The sequence below is a fragment of the Vibrio sp. ZF 223 genome (assembly GCF_003050585.1).
In the GTDB taxonomy this organism is placed as follows: Bacteria; Pseudomonadota; Gammaproteobacteria; order Enterobacterales; family Vibrionaceae; genus Vibrio; species Vibrio crassostreae.
Map to the genome: position 1 here is coordinate 117,173 of NZ_PIGB01000011.1, position 16,098 is coordinate 133,270.

General features: G+C 46.0%; 13 protein-coding genes. 9 read left to right on the forward strand and 4 right to left on the reverse strand.

The features are described from left to right. Window positions 1-24: 24 nt before the first annotated feature. Window positions 25-456, reverse strand: a complete 432-nt coding sequence (locus CWO13_RS19015) for a type IV pilin protein (RefSeq protein WP_102478367.1) — start codon at window positions 454-456, stop codon at window positions 25-27. Between the two features lie 102 nt (window positions 457-558). Between CWO13_RS19015 and CWO13_RS19020 the strand changes: the two genes are divergently transcribed. The 7 genes from CWO13_RS19020 (at window position 559) to tadA (ending at window position 7,471) form a co-directional block, all read left to right on the forward strand. After that, window positions 559-1,065: a GspH/FimT family pseudopilin gene (locus CWO13_RS19020; RefSeq protein ID WP_048657872.1), complete on the forward strand. Its 507-nt coding sequence runs from the start codon at window positions 559-561 to the stop codon at window positions 1,063-1,065. Next, the gene (locus CWO13_RS19025; protein ID WP_108083394.1) at window positions 1,046-1,678 is read left to right on the forward strand and encodes a PilW family protein; all 633 of its coding nucleotides are present in this window, start codon (window positions 1,046-1,048) and stop codon (window positions 1,676-1,678) included. The genes CWO13_RS19020 and CWO13_RS19025 overlap by 20 nt, the downstream gene beginning before the upstream one ends. After that, on the forward strand, window positions 1,675-3,015 hold the full coding sequence (locus tag CWO13_RS19030; RefSeq protein ID WP_108083395.1) for a hypothetical protein: 1,341 nt from the start codon (window positions 1,675-1,677) through the stop codon (window positions 3,013-3,015). The genes CWO13_RS19025 and CWO13_RS19030 overlap by 4 nt, the downstream gene beginning before the upstream one ends. Beyond that, complete coding sequence (locus CWO13_RS19035) at window positions 3,005-3,454, forward strand: type IV pilus modification PilV family protein (protein ID WP_108083396.1); 450 nt, start codon at window positions 3,005-3,007, stop codon at window positions 3,452-3,454. Before CWO13_RS19030 ends, CWO13_RS19035 begins: the two co-directional genes overlap by 11 nt. Window positions 3,455-3,752: 298 nt before the next feature. Then, the gene (locus CWO13_RS19040) at window positions 3,753-5,315 is read left to right on the forward strand and encodes an AbgT family transporter (RefSeq protein ID WP_048657876.1); all 1,563 of its coding nucleotides are present in this window, start codon (window positions 3,753-3,755) and stop codon (window positions 5,313-5,315) included. A gap of 175 nt (window positions 5,316-5,490) precedes the next feature. Beyond that, entirely contained in the window at window positions 5,491-6,780 is a 1,290-nt protein-coding gene (locus CWO13_RS19045) for a hemolysin family protein (protein ID WP_108083397.1), read from the forward strand. A 139-nt stretch (window positions 6,781-6,919) separates the two neighbouring features. Beyond that, window positions 6,920-7,471 (forward strand): tRNA adenosine(34) deaminase TadA, encoded by a 552-nt coding sequence (gene tadA, locus CWO13_RS19050; protein ID WP_108083398.1) that lies wholly within the window; start codon window positions 6,920-6,922, stop codon window positions 7,469-7,471. A 61-nt stretch (window positions 7,472-7,532) separates the two neighbouring features. Here the strand turns inward: tadA and CWO13_RS23740 are convergent, their stop codons facing one another. After that, window positions 7,533-7,664: a hypothetical protein gene (locus CWO13_RS23740; protein ID WP_017059878.1), complete on the reverse strand. Its 132-nt coding sequence runs from the start codon at window positions 7,662-7,664 to the stop codon at window positions 7,533-7,535. 303 nt (window positions 7,665-7,967) lie between these two features. Next, on the reverse strand, window positions 7,968-9,536 hold the full coding sequence (mltF, locus tag CWO13_RS19055) for a membrane-bound lytic murein transglycosylase MltF (RefSeq protein ID WP_102432255.1): 1,569 nt from the start codon (window positions 9,534-9,536) through the stop codon (window positions 7,968-7,970). Window positions 9,537-9,865: 329 nt separating this feature from the next. Here mltF and purL point away from each other — a divergent pair, with 329 nt between their 5' ends. Together purL and CWO13_RS19065 are read left to right on the forward strand one after the other, a co-directional pair. Further along, a complete protein-coding gene (gene purL / locus CWO13_RS19060) occupies window positions 9,866-13,762 on the forward strand; it encodes a phosphoribosylformylglycinamidine synthase (protein ID WP_102432256.1) in 3,897 nt (1,298 codons plus the stop codon). Between the two features lie 264 nt (window positions 13,763-14,026). After that, window positions 14,027-14,560, forward strand: a complete 534-nt coding sequence (locus CWO13_RS19065; RefSeq protein ID WP_008223831.1) for a DUF3332 domain-containing protein — start codon at window positions 14,027-14,029, stop codon at window positions 14,558-14,560. A gap of 98 nt (window positions 14,561-14,658) precedes the next feature. Here CWO13_RS19065 and dapD read toward each other — a convergent pair whose 3' ends face one another. Beyond that, entirely contained in the window at window positions 14,659-15,690 is a 1,032-nt protein-coding gene (gene dapD, locus CWO13_RS19070) for a 2,3,4,5-tetrahydropyridine-2,6-dicarboxylate N-succinyltransferase (RefSeq protein WP_102432257.1), read from the reverse strand. Window positions 15,691-16,098: the final 408 nt, after the last annotated feature.

Genomic DNA, 16,098 nt, shown 5'->3' on the forward strand with positions numbered 1-16,098 from the left:
CATGAGATTGATTGGCTTACCTCATTATTTCCAACACGCTTCTGGCTCTGAGATACCTGAGTGGTGCAATTCCAAAAAATCAGTCGTCGAATCTAAACAGTCATCACTTGTCTGTGGTGCATGCGGCTCAGCCTGAATTGAATAGGTGCTGCTGCTTGCTGAGATAGCGAGCGTGTATCGGCTAGAATCGGTATCACAAAACAAGCATGTTCCTCCAGAAATAATATTCACTGCTGCCGACGCATAGTTTCCCGTGTATAGGGTTTCTATCTCCAGTTGTATTTTGGTCATGTCGGCCATCGCTGTAACTCGATGAGCCTTGGTAACATGGTTGGTATAACTTGGATAGGCAATGGCACCGAGTATCCCCACGATTACCACAGCCAGCAATAACTCGATCAATGTCATCCCTCTCATGCTTATGTTGTTGCTGTTGCATATATTTCTTCGAATCATCGCGAGTAGTTTCCTTTCATAACTCTGTCCATTCTTCTCTGGTGGTAGCATCGCTGCAAGATTAAATACGGTTACGCACTGAATTACATAGGAATTTGGGAAATGACTCGCGGGTTTACTTTATTAGAGCTGTTAGTAACGGTATCGGTGCTGTCGATACTGATAGCTGCGGCTGCCCCGAGTTTTAGTTCGGTTACTGAAACCGTCAAGATGCAGCGACTCGCCGGAGAGTTGAATGGCTTTCTTATTCAGGCCAAGTCTGAATCGGTTAAAAGGAATCAAGATCTTTGGGTGCATTTTTCTATGGATAAAAATGAGGAGCAATCAACAGGGGAATGGAGTCTGTTGTTGAAGCCGACCGAAGATCTCTCTGGCGAAACGCTGGTGATGTTATCGGGTCAACCGTTTCGAGATGTGTCGTTTTCTCACAACTATACGGGGGCGAGAATCAGTTTTGAGAGTGTCAGGGGGAGACCTGCCAGGGGCACGATCTATCTTTCTCCTAATGCATCTTCAACCGACCGTTTATTGATTAAGTTATCTAGTCCCCCAGGGCGAATTAAGGTTTGTGGCGAGTCGAGCGCTCTGTATGGCTATTATGCGTGTTAAGCCGATTGTGGCTGCGCCTAGCAAGCAACGAGGCACATCATTGATTGAGTTAATGGTGGCGTCTGTGATTGGTATCTTCGCGATCTCGATCATGGGCAGTGTTTTTATCACCGGTCAGAGAATAGCTAAAGACAAAGGTATCGAGTTACTGCTACTACAAAACCTAACCAGCACAATGCAAGTGATGAAAGAAGATATTCAACGAGCGGGCTACGATGGATCTAATGGTTATTCAATCAAGTTGTCTGGCGCGACGGATACCATTCAAGTGAGCGGTGGTGTTGCCGTTGGTTTTATTTACTTCCGAGAGGGGGCGAGCGCAAGTAAAGATCATCGAAATATCGTTTACAGAAAAAATGGAACCAAACTACAAATATGTGAGAAGGGCACCACTGTATCGGAGGCAATTCCTACATTTCATGAGGTTACTGGATGTTACTCACTTTTCGATGACAACCTCATTGATGTTGATGAGTTCAGCATTAATTCCCAAGTATTAGAGCAGAACTCTATCAAGAGCACATTTACTGACATCAGTATCACAGCCTCAATTCCAACCGCAGGTGTTTCCAAATCGGTTTCGGTTTCCGTTAAACAAAGGAACTGGCAATGATGATATATAGAAAGCAGCGCGGCGTGGTGACCTTGCTGGTGACATCGGTTCTTTTAGTTGGAGCTTTATTGGTGACGCTAGGCACGTATCGCAGTGTTTTTCATCAGATCAAAGTTGCTCAAAACGAGGTTCAAGGCAGGCAAGAACATTGGCGTTCGGAAGGGGGGTTAGAATGTACTTATTCTTACTTACTTGAATTAGACAAGACTATTGCTGATATCAAAGACGTGAGTGCTCGCCCGGCGGATTTTGCAGATTGGTGCTCTCCTTATCAAAATCAGCCAGAAATCGAGATCTCCGATAGTGCAATTTCTAGTGCTTACATCGTAACGTCATCCTCAAACGCACAGTCACTTTTTAAGACAATAAAAGAAAGATCTCAGTTCGGCAGTGGGGCGATTCAGTCGACGGGGCCTATTGAGCTTATTGGTACCTTAAGCTTGAAGCCGACAGTAAAAGAAGACCCAATTAGCGGCAATGAATATGAGTGTGTCAGTGTCTCTTTTGCTGACCTGTTCACCTATCAATATAACGAAACTCATAGTAATTCAGGACAGGCATTGGGGTTAGAGGTTCTCGATCCTAGTGCTGATGGTCCATTTTCTGGCTTTGATGGTATATGCCATAGTGATTATAAAACGGAGATCCCGAAAGGTGCTTCCGGTAGCACTCATTCAATCTATGCCCCTGATTACTATCAAGGTACTAATCCACCGCCTTTCCAAAAAGACTTTAATCCAGATCCGAATATGAATCCGTTTTACACCTTTTTTGGTGTTGCTAAAACTGATCAAAACATTGTCGATTTATCACAAGATACGGATTTGTTTAAACATGTTCAGCTATTGAATGCGACTGAGTGCGGCACTGAGATCATGGACCACTTCACTGCAGGGCAAACCAAGGGGCTGTGGATTGAAGGCAACTGCCATATCAACGCTGCGGTTGCGGCCACAATCAATCCGTCACAGCTGTTGGTTGTGCAAGATGGTGTGTTGGCCCTGAATGGAGCCATGGCTTACAACGGAGTGATTTATCATTTGGTCGATTATCAAAAGAGCCACGTGAAAAATCGAGTCGATGGTTTCTGGAATGCGCTCGCTGCTAATAACGTGTTTGCGCCTTTTATCAAAGATATTGATGAGGCCAGTGTCGTCAAAAAAAGTGTCGGGATTCAGTTTGCCTCTGGTTTACCTTCTGGTGGTCTTATTTTTGATTCCCCCTCGGGAGTGACGACCATAGTGGGCGATATGGACATGGATTTTCGTGCGGATTCGAACCCAAGTGACCCACCTTCAACGTACCAATGGCAGCGAGGTTCGTGGAATGATTTCTAAGAGTTCTGGCTTCAGTTTACTAGAGGTACTTATCTCTTTTCTGCTGATTGGCGTTGCGTCGTTAGCGCTGGTTAAATTACAGGTGTATGCGGAACAAAAGTCGGATCATGCGCTCCAGAGTGTCGAAGCTTTGCATTTTGCAGAAAGGCAGATGGAGCATTATCGAACTCGCGCGCTCAATGTTAGTGGCGCGGTAGGGCTTATTCCTTTTGAGGAACTAAATCAGTCGAGTTACTGTCTCAACATCGCGAGTTCAGATCCCCTATCCGGTTTATCTGGTTCTGTATATTCGATGACATGTGAAGTCACTAATGCGAGCGGAGCCTTATCTGGCGCCCTCAAAAACATTGTTGTCACAATTGCATGGCAAGATCGTATGAACCGCGCGCAAAGTATTTATCTCGAAACTATGCTCTCCAAATACAGTGAGTTTGACTGACCCCTAAGCAAACGTTTACTGCATGCCAAGGCTTACGCCACTCCTTTTACTGATAATTTTCACTCCTCGGACATTGTTTGCGTGCTAGTTAAAACTCTGTATATGGAATGGTGTTTTTTGTGTTTTTATATTGTTGTGGTTGTATGGTATTTTTGCAAAATATGTCTCCATTTATGGAAAATTAGATGGAATCTTGTGCTTTTTAATAACGACTTTAATAGAATATGTGCTGTACCAATAGGCCGTGGTCAAAACTTATATTAGGCCTAAACAAAACAACATCACATATGGAGTTACAATGAGTAACCAAGCCGTAAAAAAAGCACCATCGACTGAGAAAATCAGTGGAATGGACCGCTTTCTAAACTTCATTGAACGCGCCGGCAACAAAATTCCAGATCCAGCAATCCTGTTCTTCTGGGCTCTAGTTATTGTATGGGTAGCATCTGCACTTTTGTCGAACTTTTCATTCGACCTCATCAACCCTCAAACGGGTGCTGCTCTTGAAGTTAACAACCTACTTACTGGTGAAGCGCTTGCTAGCTTCCTAGCGAATATGGTTACTACGTTCACAGGCTTCGCACCTCTAGGCATCGTACTTGTTGCTATGCTAGGTGTTGGCGTTGCAGATTCTTCAGGCTTCATTACGACTGGCCTTAAGAAGATGCTTAACTTCACGCCAGCTAAGCTACTAACGCCAATGCTAATTCTTGTTGCTATCGTGTCTCACACAGCAGCAGATGCAGGTTACGTTCTAGTAATCCCTCTTGGCGGTATCATCTTCCACGCTGCGGGTCGTCACCCCCTAGCGGGTATTGCAGCAGCGTTTGCTGGTGTATCAGGTGGTTTCTCAGCGAACTTCATTCCTTCAGGTATTGACCCGCTACTAGCTGGTTTCACTCAAACTGCGGCAAACGTTCTTGACCCTGAATACGTGATTAACCCTCTAGCGAACATCTTCTTTACTGGCCTATCTTCAGTTCTTATTGTTGCTATCGGTTGGTACGTAACTGAGAAGATCATCGAGCCTCGCCTTGCTAACACGCCAGTTGATGAAGATGCAGAAGCAGCACCAGATCTTGGTACGTTCACTGCAATTGAATCTAAAGCATTCAAGTTTGCAGGTTGGGCTATGGTTGCAGGTATTGGTCTGCTGATCGCGGCTCTTATTCCTGAAAACTCAGCGCTTCGTTCGCCTGAAGGTGAGCTAACAGCATTCTCTGCACCAGTAATGAAGTCTATCGTTCCTCTGATCTTCATCCTGTTCATCATTCCAGGTATCGTCTACGGCCGTGTAGCGGGTACTTTCAAGAACAGCAATGACGTAATCAAAGCAATGTCTGAGACGATGGCAACGATGGGCGCATACATTGTAATGTCGTTCTTCTGTGCACAGTTCCTATCTGCATTCGGTCAATCAAACATCGGTACTATGCTGGCACTTTACGGTGCTGAAGGCCTGAAAGCGATGGACCTTCCTGGTGAAGCAACGGTTGTTGGTATGATTCTACTAACAGCTTCAGTGAACCTGCTTGTAGGTTCTGCTTCAGCTAAGTGGGCTCTTATCGGTCCAATCCTAGTTCCAATGCTAATGGTTGTGGGTATCTCTCCTGAGCTATCTCAAGCGGCTTACCGTGTAGGTGACTCAGTGTCTAACATCATCTCTCCACTAATGGTGTTCTTCCCACTGGTTGTTGTTTACTGTCAACGCTACGTTAAGTCCACAGGTATCGGTACTCTAGCTTCTCTAATGATGCCATTCTCGATTGCTATGCTAATCGGTTGGTCTATCTTCTTGCTAGCTTACTGGGCTCTTGGTATCCCACTAGGTATCCAAGCACCTTACACTTACACAATGTAAGATTGAACTAAGCAAAATTAAGCTTTATTCATTGCTAAGCCCGCACCGAAATGTGCGGGCTTTTTTTTCGCTATTTTTTATATCTGAGACTTTTTATATCCAAGGTAAAGGCACTCAGCTTATACTCCGGATTACGGCTAATTGTTGGCCGGTAAATTTAGGAAATCCAAGCCACATGAAGATTCTGCTTTTAGTAGGGTTAATTGTTTTAAATGGTCTGTTTGCCATGTCAGAGATTGCATTGGTAGCAGCAAAGAATAGTCGGTTAAAACGCTTAGCCGAAAAACACCGTTCCGCTCAGGTTGCGCTTGAGCTCAAAGAAAACCCAACCCGCTTCCTCTCTACCATTCAAATCGGTATCACGGTAATAGGCCTGCTCAGCGGTATTGTGGGTGAGGCGACGCTATCGGCTCCATTGGCCGTTCAACTTGAACTGTGGGGATTAGACCCAACACAAGCGAATATCTTGTCTACCGCGGTTGTGGTGGTGGGTATTACTTATTTCGCTATCGTTGTCGGTGAGTTGGTACCAAAGCGTTTTGCTCAGTCTCAAGCTGAAAACATTGCTGTGTTAGTCGCGCTGCCAATCTTCTGGCTATCTAAAATCGCGACGCCGTTTGTATTTGCGTTGTCGGCTTCAACGGAAGGTATTCTTAAGTTGATGGGGCGAGGCGGTGAAGAAGATAGCGTGACTGAAGATGATATCCATGCACTGGTGAAAGAGGGCTCGGAATCGGGTGTGATTGAACGCGGCGAACAAGAGATGATTCGCAATATCTTGCAGCTTGATGATCGCCTTGTGAGCTCATTGATGACTCCGCGTCGAGACATCGATTTTCTGGATATCGATCAGCCTGTCGAGAATATCTTTAAGCAATTGCGTTCATCAAAGCACAGTGTGTTTCCATTGTGCCAAGATCACCTCAATAAAGTGGTCGGTACGGTGTCAGCCAAAGCCTTGCTGAATCAGGCGGGTAATCTAAGCATTCAAGTGATCATGGGGCTGTCTCGCTCGCCGATCTATGTTCCAGAATCGATGAAAGCTCTGCGTTTACTTGGCTACTTTAAAGAGTCGGGTACTGAGATGGCATTCATTGTCGACGAGTATGGCGATGTTCAAGGCCTTGTGACTCATTACGATATTCTTGAGGCGATTGCTGGCGAGCTATCGAATAACCCGAACGATCTTTGGACTGAGCAAGTGGAAGATGGTTTGCTGGTGGATGGATTGATTCCTATCAGTGAACTGAAAAACCGTTTAGAGCTGTCGGATCTTGAGGGCGAAAGCGAGAGTTTCCAGACGTTGAATGGCCTTGTGACTTGGTTAATCGGGCGTTTACCTGATGCCGGCGAAGTTGTTCAATACCAGCAGTGGCAGTTTGAAATTATCTCTGTTGAGAACAATCGCATTGTGAGCATCAAAGCGACGCAAATAGCCAATGATATAGAAGACGCCAACAGCTAGCGACTCAACCAACTAGCAAGCGGCTATTGTTCATTGTCTGTTGTTGTCTATTATCTCTTTATTGTTCATTATCACGAAGATTAGGTATGCTTCACCGCATGCCTATTTTCGTTTTTGTCCTTTGTTTTTGGAGTTCCCTTTGTCAGACCATCAATTCACCCCTCAAGATGAAATCTTCATGCGACGCGCCATTGAGGTGGCCAAGCAAGCTGAGAGTGAGGGAGAAGTTCCCGTGGGTGCCGTGTTGGTCAAAGATGGTGAGATTATCTCTGAAGGGTGGAACCGTTCGATTGGTAGCCACGATGCCACGGCACACGCAGAAATCGAAACCTTGCGTAAAGCAGGTCAAGCTCTGGAAAACTACCGTCTACTCGATACCACTTTATACGTCACGCTCGAGCCTTGCCCAATGTGTGCAGGGGCTTTGTTACATAGCCGAATAAAGCGCATTGTGTTTGGTGCGCCTGATTTAAAAGCGGGTGCGGCGGGTACGGTGTTGAACTTGTTTGAAAGCCAAGCTTCTTATCACTATGCCGATGTTGAGCACGGGCTATTAGAGGAAGAGTGTCGTGAGCAGTTGCAGGCATTTTTCAAGCGTCGTCGAAAAGAGATAAAAGAGAAGCGAAAGCAAGAACGTCTGTTGGAAGAGCAGCGTTTAGAAGCAGAGATGAAGGCTAGCAACAAGAAATAGCAGCGTGCTTTCGGCACTCTCAATCGCAAGAGTGCCAAGCAAACTGACTGAGTAACTACATTTACTCAGCAATCATCTGCATGAAAGCGCGATTGCGCCAAATGATCTTCTTTTTATTATTTGAAAGCATACGCTTACGACGGTTTGCAGCAACGGTCTTATCAAGGCGTTTCGATTTCAGTTTCTTCATCATTTCAATGATTTCCTATTTGTCGTCTGACTTTTTAGTTTGGACTAACGATTTAATTATAGTGTTATTCGTTTGTTTGGCCTGTCGCACGCTTGGCTTAAATAGAAGAGCAGTTCTAGTCTAAAGCCAGCACTGATGTGCAACAGAACGTAATTTTTGATTATGGTGTGCCGTTATAAAGTTCGATTGTTACTGCAATATGACACATCGAGTTTCATGGCCTTTTGTCGAGCTTGTTCTTTTTCGCGCAGTTATAAAAAACACAATAAAAAAGAGCAATGCTTAATGGCATTGCTCTTTTAGTATCTACTGCGAAGGTTCCGAACTGCTTACTGTCGATTGAGCAGCACTAATGCTTGATTCAGCACCTGAGGTTTCTAAAGGCGGGATCACCACCAAACCTTCAAGGCTCGCTTCTTGCTCTTTATTGCGCTTATTCACATGGCCAATGATGCTCTGGTAATAACGGCGAATGTTCTCAACGTAATTCCTTGCTTCATCACCACGAGCATACCCATAACGAGTCTTACTGTAGTACTTCTTCTGTCTCAATAGAGGCAATCGGTCTTTTACATCGCCCCAAGCATCAGGATCTCCGCCTTGTGCTTTGGTTAAGCGTCGAGCATCCATCATGTGTCCGTAACCTACGTTGTATGAGGCTAGGGCAAACCAGATCTTTTCATGTTGTGTGATTGAATCTGGCACTCGGTTCACGATCCGACGCAGGTATTCAACACCACCTTGTACCGACTGTTTCGGGTCAAGACGGTTGGTTACACCAACACTCTTAGCAGTAGGCAGTGTTAGCATCATCATGCCTCGCACACCAGTTGGCGAGCGCGCAACAGGGTTCCAGTGTGACTCTTGGTATGCCAATGCAGCAATCAAGCGCCAATCAAACTCTTGCGAGTACTTCTGAAACAGCGGTGACCATTTTGGTAACTTGCTGTCCAGTGCACGGATAAAGGCACGAGTATCAACATAGTCAAAAGTACCGATGTGGCCGATGTATTTCTCTTCCAGTGAAGCGAGTTCACCAGACTGTTTTAGGTTACCGAAGAACTCAATCAACAGAGCATAAAGGCTTTCATCTTCAGACTTCTGCAAATACCAAGAGATAGGTTGGTCTTCTGTCAGTTCAAAAGCCAAAGCTACGTCTGGGTATAAACGTTGTGCAAGTGACAGCTCAATTGAGTCAGCCACAGTGAATAAGCGCTCCCCAGTCGAGACTTCTTTAAGCAGGTCGTTGATATCAGCATTGCCGACCGCATCATAGATAAAGTCATCGTGTGTTTTTTGCAGCTGCTTTAGTGTTGGCTCAAAGTGTGAGTCTTTCACTACAACCAAAGATGGCGTTAATGTGTCAGTAGACGCCGCCTCTTCTGATTCAGTTTGCGCTTTTACAAATTCAGCCTGACGCTCATTCTCGAAATTGATCAGTTGTTCAAGATTTCTTGGTCGCCACTGGCCTTTTTTGTATACGACCTGTTGGCTTACATAGTAATAAGCAGGTGCGGCACGATAAGCGCGTGTCAGTTTATTGTTTTGCGTTAAGCCGGTTGCGATAAGATCGATTTCGCCTTTCTGCAGGGCAGGGAACAGGCCAGACAAACGGTAAGCGGGTTTAACCTCAAGCTTTACACCAAGCTCCTGCGCAAATTCACGCGCTAATTCGTAATCCAAGCCAGCAGGGCCATCAGGACCGATGTAATAAGAGAGTTGGTTATTGAGGGTGCCGACACGAAGAACGCCACGATCTCGTATCTGCTCAAGGACACTTTTAGGTTCAGATTCAATCTGACATCCAGCCAACCCAAAGAGGGCGATGGCGAGCAGAAGGAACTTAGACGAAAAGATGAGCGTAAATTTAGGCATCAAAATGAAATCTCGAAAAGTGGAAGCCCCTTTATACCAAACCCCGCAAGGCTGGCAAAGTAGGTTTAATTAAACAGTTGTAAAAGTGGTGATAAATGCAGCAAAAGTACCATTTACGCAGAAAGATAAAAAAAATCACGCAAACGGTTGCTTTTGGTGTTACGTCACAAAAAGAAATGCTTTATAATGCGCTCGCATTGAAGAGGTGGAATCGGCATAGGTTTGGCAACCTTCGGGAATAGCTTCGAAGAAAACAGTTAGGTTGTTCCTATAACCCACTGAATTTATTCCAATACTACCTTAATCAACTGCATAAGAGACGTAAGCACATGAGAATTTTGCGTGGCTCCCCAGCTCTATCTGAGTTTCGTGTTAACAAGCTTTTAGAGCTTTGTCGTGAATTAAGCTTACCTGTAACAGGTATTTACGCTGAGTTTGCCCACTTTGCTGATCTAACGGCAGACCTAGATGAGTCTGAAGTTGAGAAGCTAGAAAAGCTACTGACTTACGGTCCAACGATTGAAGAGCATGAACCTGAAGGTTTACTGCTGCTTGCAACGCCACGCCCGGGCACTATCTCGCCTTGGTCTTCAAAATCAACAGATATCGCACACAACTGCGGGCTGGCTAAAGTGTCACGTCTAGAGCGCGGTACTGCTTTCTACATTGAAACCTCTTCTGAACTTTCTGAGCTTCAACTTGTTGAGCTGAAAGCGATTCTGCACGACCGTATGATGGAAGTGGTTTTCACTGACTTCGAATCAGCGGCGGCACTATTCACGGTTGCTGAGCCTGCTCCTTATGCGGAAGTTGACCTATTAACTGGCGGACGTAAAGCGCTTGAAAAAGCAAACGTTACCCTAGGTCTTGCACTTGCAGAAGATGAGATCGATTACCTTCTTGAAAGCTTCACTGAGAAGCTAGGTCGTAATCCGACTGACATCGAGCTAATGATGTTTGCACAAGCGAACTCAGAGCACTGTCGTCACAAGATCTTTAACGCTGATTGGACTATCGATGGCGTTAAGCAAGAAAAATCATTGTTCAAGATGATTAAGAACACCTTTGAAACGACACCAGAGCACGTTCTGTCTGCTTACAAAGATAATGCAGCGGTAATGACAGGTTCTGAAGTCGGTCGTTTCTTCCCAGATCCAGAAACTCGCCAATACAACTACCACCAAGAAAAAACACACATCTTGATGAAAGTTGAAACGCACAACCACCCAACGGCAATCTCTCCATGGCCGGGCGCATCGACAGGTTCAGGCGGTGAAATCCGTGATGAAGGCGCGACTGGTATTGGTGGTAAACCAAAAGCTGGTTTGGTTGCGTTCTCTGTATCTAATCTTAAGATCCCGAACTTCGTTCAACCTTGGGAAACAGACTTTGGTAAGCCAAGCCGTATCGTTACTGCTCTGGATATCATGCTTGAAGGTCCTCTTGGCGGCGCAGCATTCAACAACGAATTTGGTCGTCCAAACCTGCTAGGTTACTTCCGTACTTACGAAGAGAAAGTTAACTCTCACGCTGGTGAAGAAGTACGTGGTTACCACAAACCAATCATGCTAGCTGGTGGTCTTGGTAACATCCGTGATGAGCACGTTCAGAAGAAAGAGATCCCAGTAGGTGCAAGCCTAATCGTTCTTGGTGGTCCTGCGATGAACATCGGCCTTGGTGGCGGTGCGGCATCTTCAATGGATTCGGGTTCTTCTTCTGAAGATCTAGACTTCGCTTCTGTACAACGTGAAAACCCAGAAATGGAACGTCGTTGTCAGGAAGTTATCGACCGTTGTTGGCAGCTAGGTGATGCGAACCCAATCGCATTTATCCACGATGTGGGCGCTGGCGGTATCTCTAATGCTCTTCCTGAGCTAGTAGACGATGGCGAGCGTGGTGGTATCTTTAACCTACGTGATGTGCCAAACGATGAGCCGGGCATGAGCCCACTTGAGATCTGGTGTAACGAATCTCAAGAGCGTTACGTAATGGCGGTTGCTGACGAAGACATGGCAACGTTCGACGCTATTTGTAAGCGTGAACGCGCACCTTACGCAGTGGTTGGTAAAGCAACGGAAGAGCGTGAACTTAAACTTGAAGATTCACACTTCAACAACACGCCAATCGACATGCCAATGGACATCCTTTTAGGTAAAACACCTAAGATGCACCGTGACGCGAAAACGCTAAAAGCAAATAACCCAGCGATTGACCGTTCTGGTATCGAGATGAACGAAGCGGTTGACCGTGTTCTTCGTCTACCAACAGTGGCTGAGAAAACATTCCTTATCACTATCGGTGATCGCTCGGTAACTGGCCTTGTGGCTCGTGACCAAATGGTTGGCCCATGGCAGGTTCCTGTTGCTAACTGTGCTGTAACTGCGGCAAGTTACGACTCTTACCACGGTGAGGCGATGTCTCTTGGTGAGCGTACGCCAGTGGCACTACTAGACTTCGGCGCATCTGCTCGTCTAGCGGTTGGTGAAGCAATCACAAACATCGCAGCGACCAATATCGGCGATATCAAACACATTAAACTGTCGGCTAACTGGATGTCTCCAGCGGGTCACCCAGGTGAAGATGCAGGTCTTTACGAAGCGGTGAAAGCAGTTGGTGAAGAACTATGTCCAGCGCTAGGTCTAACTATCCCTGTGGGTAAAGACTCAATGTCGATGAAGACTAAGTGGGAAGAGAATGGCGAGCAGAAAGAAGTAACGTCTCCGCTATCTCTTGTTATCACTGCGTTCGCACGTGTTGAAGATGTTCGTAAGACGATTACGCCTCAACTTCGCACTGACAAGGGTAATACAAGCCTAGTTCTTATCGACTTAGGTAACGGCAAAAACCGTATGGGTGCTACAGCACTAGCGCAAGTTTACAAGCAGCTTGGTGACAAGCCAGCAGACGTAGACAACGCAGCACAACTAAAAGGTTTCTACGAAGGCGTTCAAGCACTTGTGGCTAACGACCAAGTTGTCGCTTACCACGATAAAGGCGACGGTGGTCTATTCGTAACGCTAGCTGAAATGGCGTTCGCAGGTCACTGTGGTGTTAACGCTGATATTGCAGCGCTAGGCGAAGACACACTAGCAGCACTATTCAACGAAGAGCTAGGTGCGGTAATCCAAGTTCGCAACGACGACCTAGACGCAGTTCTTTCTACTCTTGCAGCAAATGGCCTAGAAGCGTGTTCACACGTAATTGGCTCTGTTGAAGCATCTGACGAGGTAGTGATTAAGTCAGGCGCAGACGTTGTAATCCAACGTAACCGTACTGAACTACGTACTATCTGGGCTGAGACAACGCATAAGATGCAAGGTCTACGTGATAACCCAGCATGTGCTGACCAAGAGCACGAAGCGAAGAAAGACAACTCAGACCCAGGTCTGAACGTGAAACTAAGCTTCGACGTAAATGAAGATATCGCTGCACCGTTCATCAACACTGGCGCTAAGCCTAAGATGGCGATTCTACGTGAGCAGGGTGTTAACTCTCACGTGGAAATGGCAGCAGCATTCGACCGTGCAGGTTTCGAAGCGACAGATATTCACATGAGCGACATCCTAACGGGTCAAGCGGTTCTTGAAGAGTACAACGGGCTTGTGGCTTGTGGTGGCTTCTCTTACGGTGACGTACTAGGCGCTGGTGAAGGTTGGGCGAAGTCGGTTCTGTTTAACGATTCGACGCGTGACCAGTTTGAAAACTTCTTCAAGCGTGAAGATACCTTCTCACTAGGTGTGTGTAACGGTTGTCAGATGCTTTCTAACTTACGTGAACTTATCCCAGGAGCTGAGTACTGGCCACGTTTCGTTCGCAACGAATCTGAGCGTTTTGAAGCTCGTTTCAGCCTAGTTGAAGTTCAGAAGTCTGATTCCGTATTCTTCAATGGCATGGAAGGTTCTCGTATGCCAATTGCGGTTTCTCACGGTGAAGGTCGCGTAGAAGTGCGTGACAACGACCACCTAAACGCGATTGAAAACTCAGGTACAGTTGCCCTACGTTACGTTGATAACAACGGTAACCAAACGCAGCAATACCCGAACAACCCGAACGGTTCGCCAAACGCTATCACTGGTTTAACAACGACGGATGGCCGCGTGACAATCATGATGCCTCACCCAGAGCGTGTATTCCGCACGGTTGCAAACTCTTGGTCTCCAGAAGGTTGGGGCGAGAATGGCGCTTGGATGCGTATGTTCCAAAACGCTCGTAAGAATGTAGGTTAATCACTTTCTTACAGGTCGCATTAATCTAGGCTAGGTTATGCAAAAATGAAAAGCGCAGATCGAAAGGTCTGCGCTTTTTTATTTCCTAAGATTTAGGAACCGGTGCGAAACAATTGAGGTTTGCAGTTTGCTGTTCTAAAAATCTCCACTACGCTAAATGTTATGGAATCAATTTGTTAGGCGAATAATTCTTGCACTCGAGCAAGGAAAGCTTCGTTCGGCTATGCAAAAACTGAATCAATCATCGTGGCATAAGAGGGATCTATGAAAACAACAATTACAAAAGCCGTTGCAGTGGCAGCGATTGTTATGTCGTTAGCTGGGTGTGTAGGTAGTAACGCGGTTACTGGGAAATTAATGAAGTTCAACGTCGAGGTGGTAGATAACCGTTACGCTCGTGCAGGCGTCAACTTCTTGCTTGCTCCGGTTTACGCACTAACCACCGCAGCCGATTACATTGTCTTTAACTCAATCGAATTCTGGGCGGGTAAAAACCCACTCACAGGCGCGCCTCACATCTTTGATAGCAAAGTCGACACCATGATTGATGTGAACGACAGCCTTGATGATTCACTAAAAGAAGCGCCACTTGGTTTCAATAATCGCCAGATTGAATGGGGTGAGATGCAACAAATCGATGAGAACACCATTCGCATGGACATCACCTACAACGATGGCCAGAAAGCCGTTCTGACGGGTGTTCGTGATGGCGATAAGGTCAGCTACTACATGGATGGCACGCTAGTATCAGAGACCTCTATTCAAGCGCTTGAACAGCTAGCCGCAGAGAAAGCGTAACCCTTTCAGCTAGAGACTAATAAAAGAAAAGCCGCTGGAGTTAACCCCAGCGGCTTCGTATTTTTTAGTATCTAGTAATTTAGCATCTAGCGCTTAAATTAGTTGTTGCTGTGTAGCTCGCTGTTCAGTTCAACAGCAGACTTGTTCGCTAGACATTCAATTTGACCAGTGATCGAGTTGCGACGGAACAGAAGATCAGAAACGCCAGCTAGGTCACGCGCTTTGATGATTTCTACTTCGTTGCCTTCTTTATCTAGCATGCGAACTTTCGTACCAGCAGTCACATATAGGCCAGACTCAACAGTACAGCGGTCGCCCATTGGGAAGCCAAGACCTGCATTTGCGCCTAGTAGGCAGTTTTCGCCGATAGAGATAACCATAGTACCGCCACCAGATAGCGTACCCATGATAGAAGCGCCGCCACCGATGTCTGAACCGTTACCTACAACAACACCAGCAGAGATACGACCTTCAACCATGCTTACGCCAGTTGTACCTGCATTGAAGTTGATGAAACCTTCGTGCATAACCGTTGTGCCTTCACCCACATGTGCGCCAAGACGAACACGAGAAGTGTCAGCAATACGAATACCTGTTGGTACCACGTAATCCACCATTTTAGGGAACTTGTCTACGCAATCTACAGATAGAGCACGACCAGCTAGGCGAGCTTCGATTTGACGCTCAGCTAGTTCAGGAAGATCGATTGGGCCTTCGTTTGTCCATGCGATGTTGTGCAGTAGGCCGAAGATGCCGTCCAGTACTGTACCGTGCGGTTGAACTAGGCGGTTAGAGATAAGTTGAAGCTTTAGGAAGCCTTCAGCAACCGATGCTGGCTTCTCGTCAGTCGCAAGAACAACAAGAACAAGTGGCTGCTCAGATGCTGCTGCTTTTTCTGCGAAAGATGCGTTTGCTGCATCGTCGTTTGCTGCGAATGCTCTCGCTAGTTCCGCGCTCTGTGCAGCAGAGATTTCGATAGCTTGGTTGCCTTCAGTGTAACCTGATACTTCAGCCACAGCCGCAACAAGAGCGTCACTTGGGTTTAGAAGTGGGTTAGGGAAGAACGCTTCAATGATTTTATTGTCGCGGTTTTTGGTTGCCGTACCGAAGGCTAGTGAAAAGTAAGCCATGTTGAATCTCCATGTGTTGAGTCTTGATTTTGCTATTTCATAACAGCGGCTCGAATAACAAGCGCTGCCGTTAGCAAAGTTAATTTAATTGCGTTCATCATAAAGAGAGCGCTCTCGTTATGAAAGGGCGTATCGGGATAAAGTCTGTAAAATGATATTGCTTGTCTTTCTGGCGATAGTTTTCATTATCCGGATATTACTCTCTGAGCTTATTGTATTGATCATTGCTTAAGCTGCTTTGCACCGCTCCATTCTCATCCCAAATCTGCACTTAGAAAGAAGTCTCTTGTTCGCTATATCAATAGAGCTAGTCACAAATTCTTTATAAATATCTGTTTAGTATCGGAATTAATCGAGTTCTGTTGATTAATCGCTTGTGCCTACAGTCCGAGTAATTACTCAGTTTTT

Excerpts from the sequence above, each read along its gene's own strand:
- CWO13_RS19015 (WP_102478367.1), bottom strand. The coding sequence starts at position 456 with ATGATTCGAAGAAATATATGCAACAGCAACAACATAAGCATGAGAGGG.
- CWO13_RS19020 (WP_048657872.1), top strand. The coding sequence starts at position 559 with ATGACTCGCGGGTTTACTTTATTAGAGCTGTTAGTAACGGTATCGGTG.
- CWO13_RS19025 (WP_108083394.1), top strand. The coding sequence starts at position 1,046 with ATGGCTATTATGCGTGTTAAGCCGATTGTGGCTGCGCCTAGCAAGCAA.
- CWO13_RS19030 (WP_108083395.1), top strand. The coding sequence starts at position 1,675 with ATGATGATATATAGAAAGCAGCGCGGCGTGGTGACCTTGCTGGTGACA.
- CWO13_RS19035 (WP_108083396.1), top strand. The coding sequence starts at position 3,005 with ATGATTTCTAAGAGTTCTGGCTTCAGTTTACTAGAGGTACTTATCTCT.
- CWO13_RS19040 (WP_048657876.1), top strand. The coding sequence starts at position 3,753 with ATGAGTAACCAAGCCGTAAAAAAAGCACCATCGACTGAGAAAATCAGT.
- CWO13_RS19045 (WP_108083397.1), top strand. The coding sequence starts at position 5,491 with ATGAAGATTCTGCTTTTAGTAGGGTTAATTGTTTTAAATGGTCTGTTT.
- CWO13_RS23740 (WP_017059878.1), bottom strand. The coding sequence starts at position 7,664 with ATGATGAAGAAACTGAAATCGAAACGCCTTGATAAGACCGTTGCTGCA.
- mltF (WP_102432255.1), bottom strand. The coding sequence starts at position 9,536 with ATGCCTAAATTTACGCTCATCTTTTCGTCTAAGTTCCTTCTGCTCGCC.
- purL (WP_102432256.1), top strand. The coding sequence starts at position 9,866 with ATGAGAATTTTGCGTGGCTCCCCAGCTCTATCTGAGTTTCGTGTTAAC.
- CWO13_RS19065 (WP_008223831.1), top strand. The coding sequence starts at position 14,027 with ATGAAAACAACAATTACAAAAGCCGTTGCAGTGGCAGCGATTGTTATG.
- dapD (WP_102432257.1), bottom strand. The coding sequence starts at position 15,690 with ATGGCTTACTTTTCACTAGCCTTCGGTACGGCAACCAAAAACCGCGAC.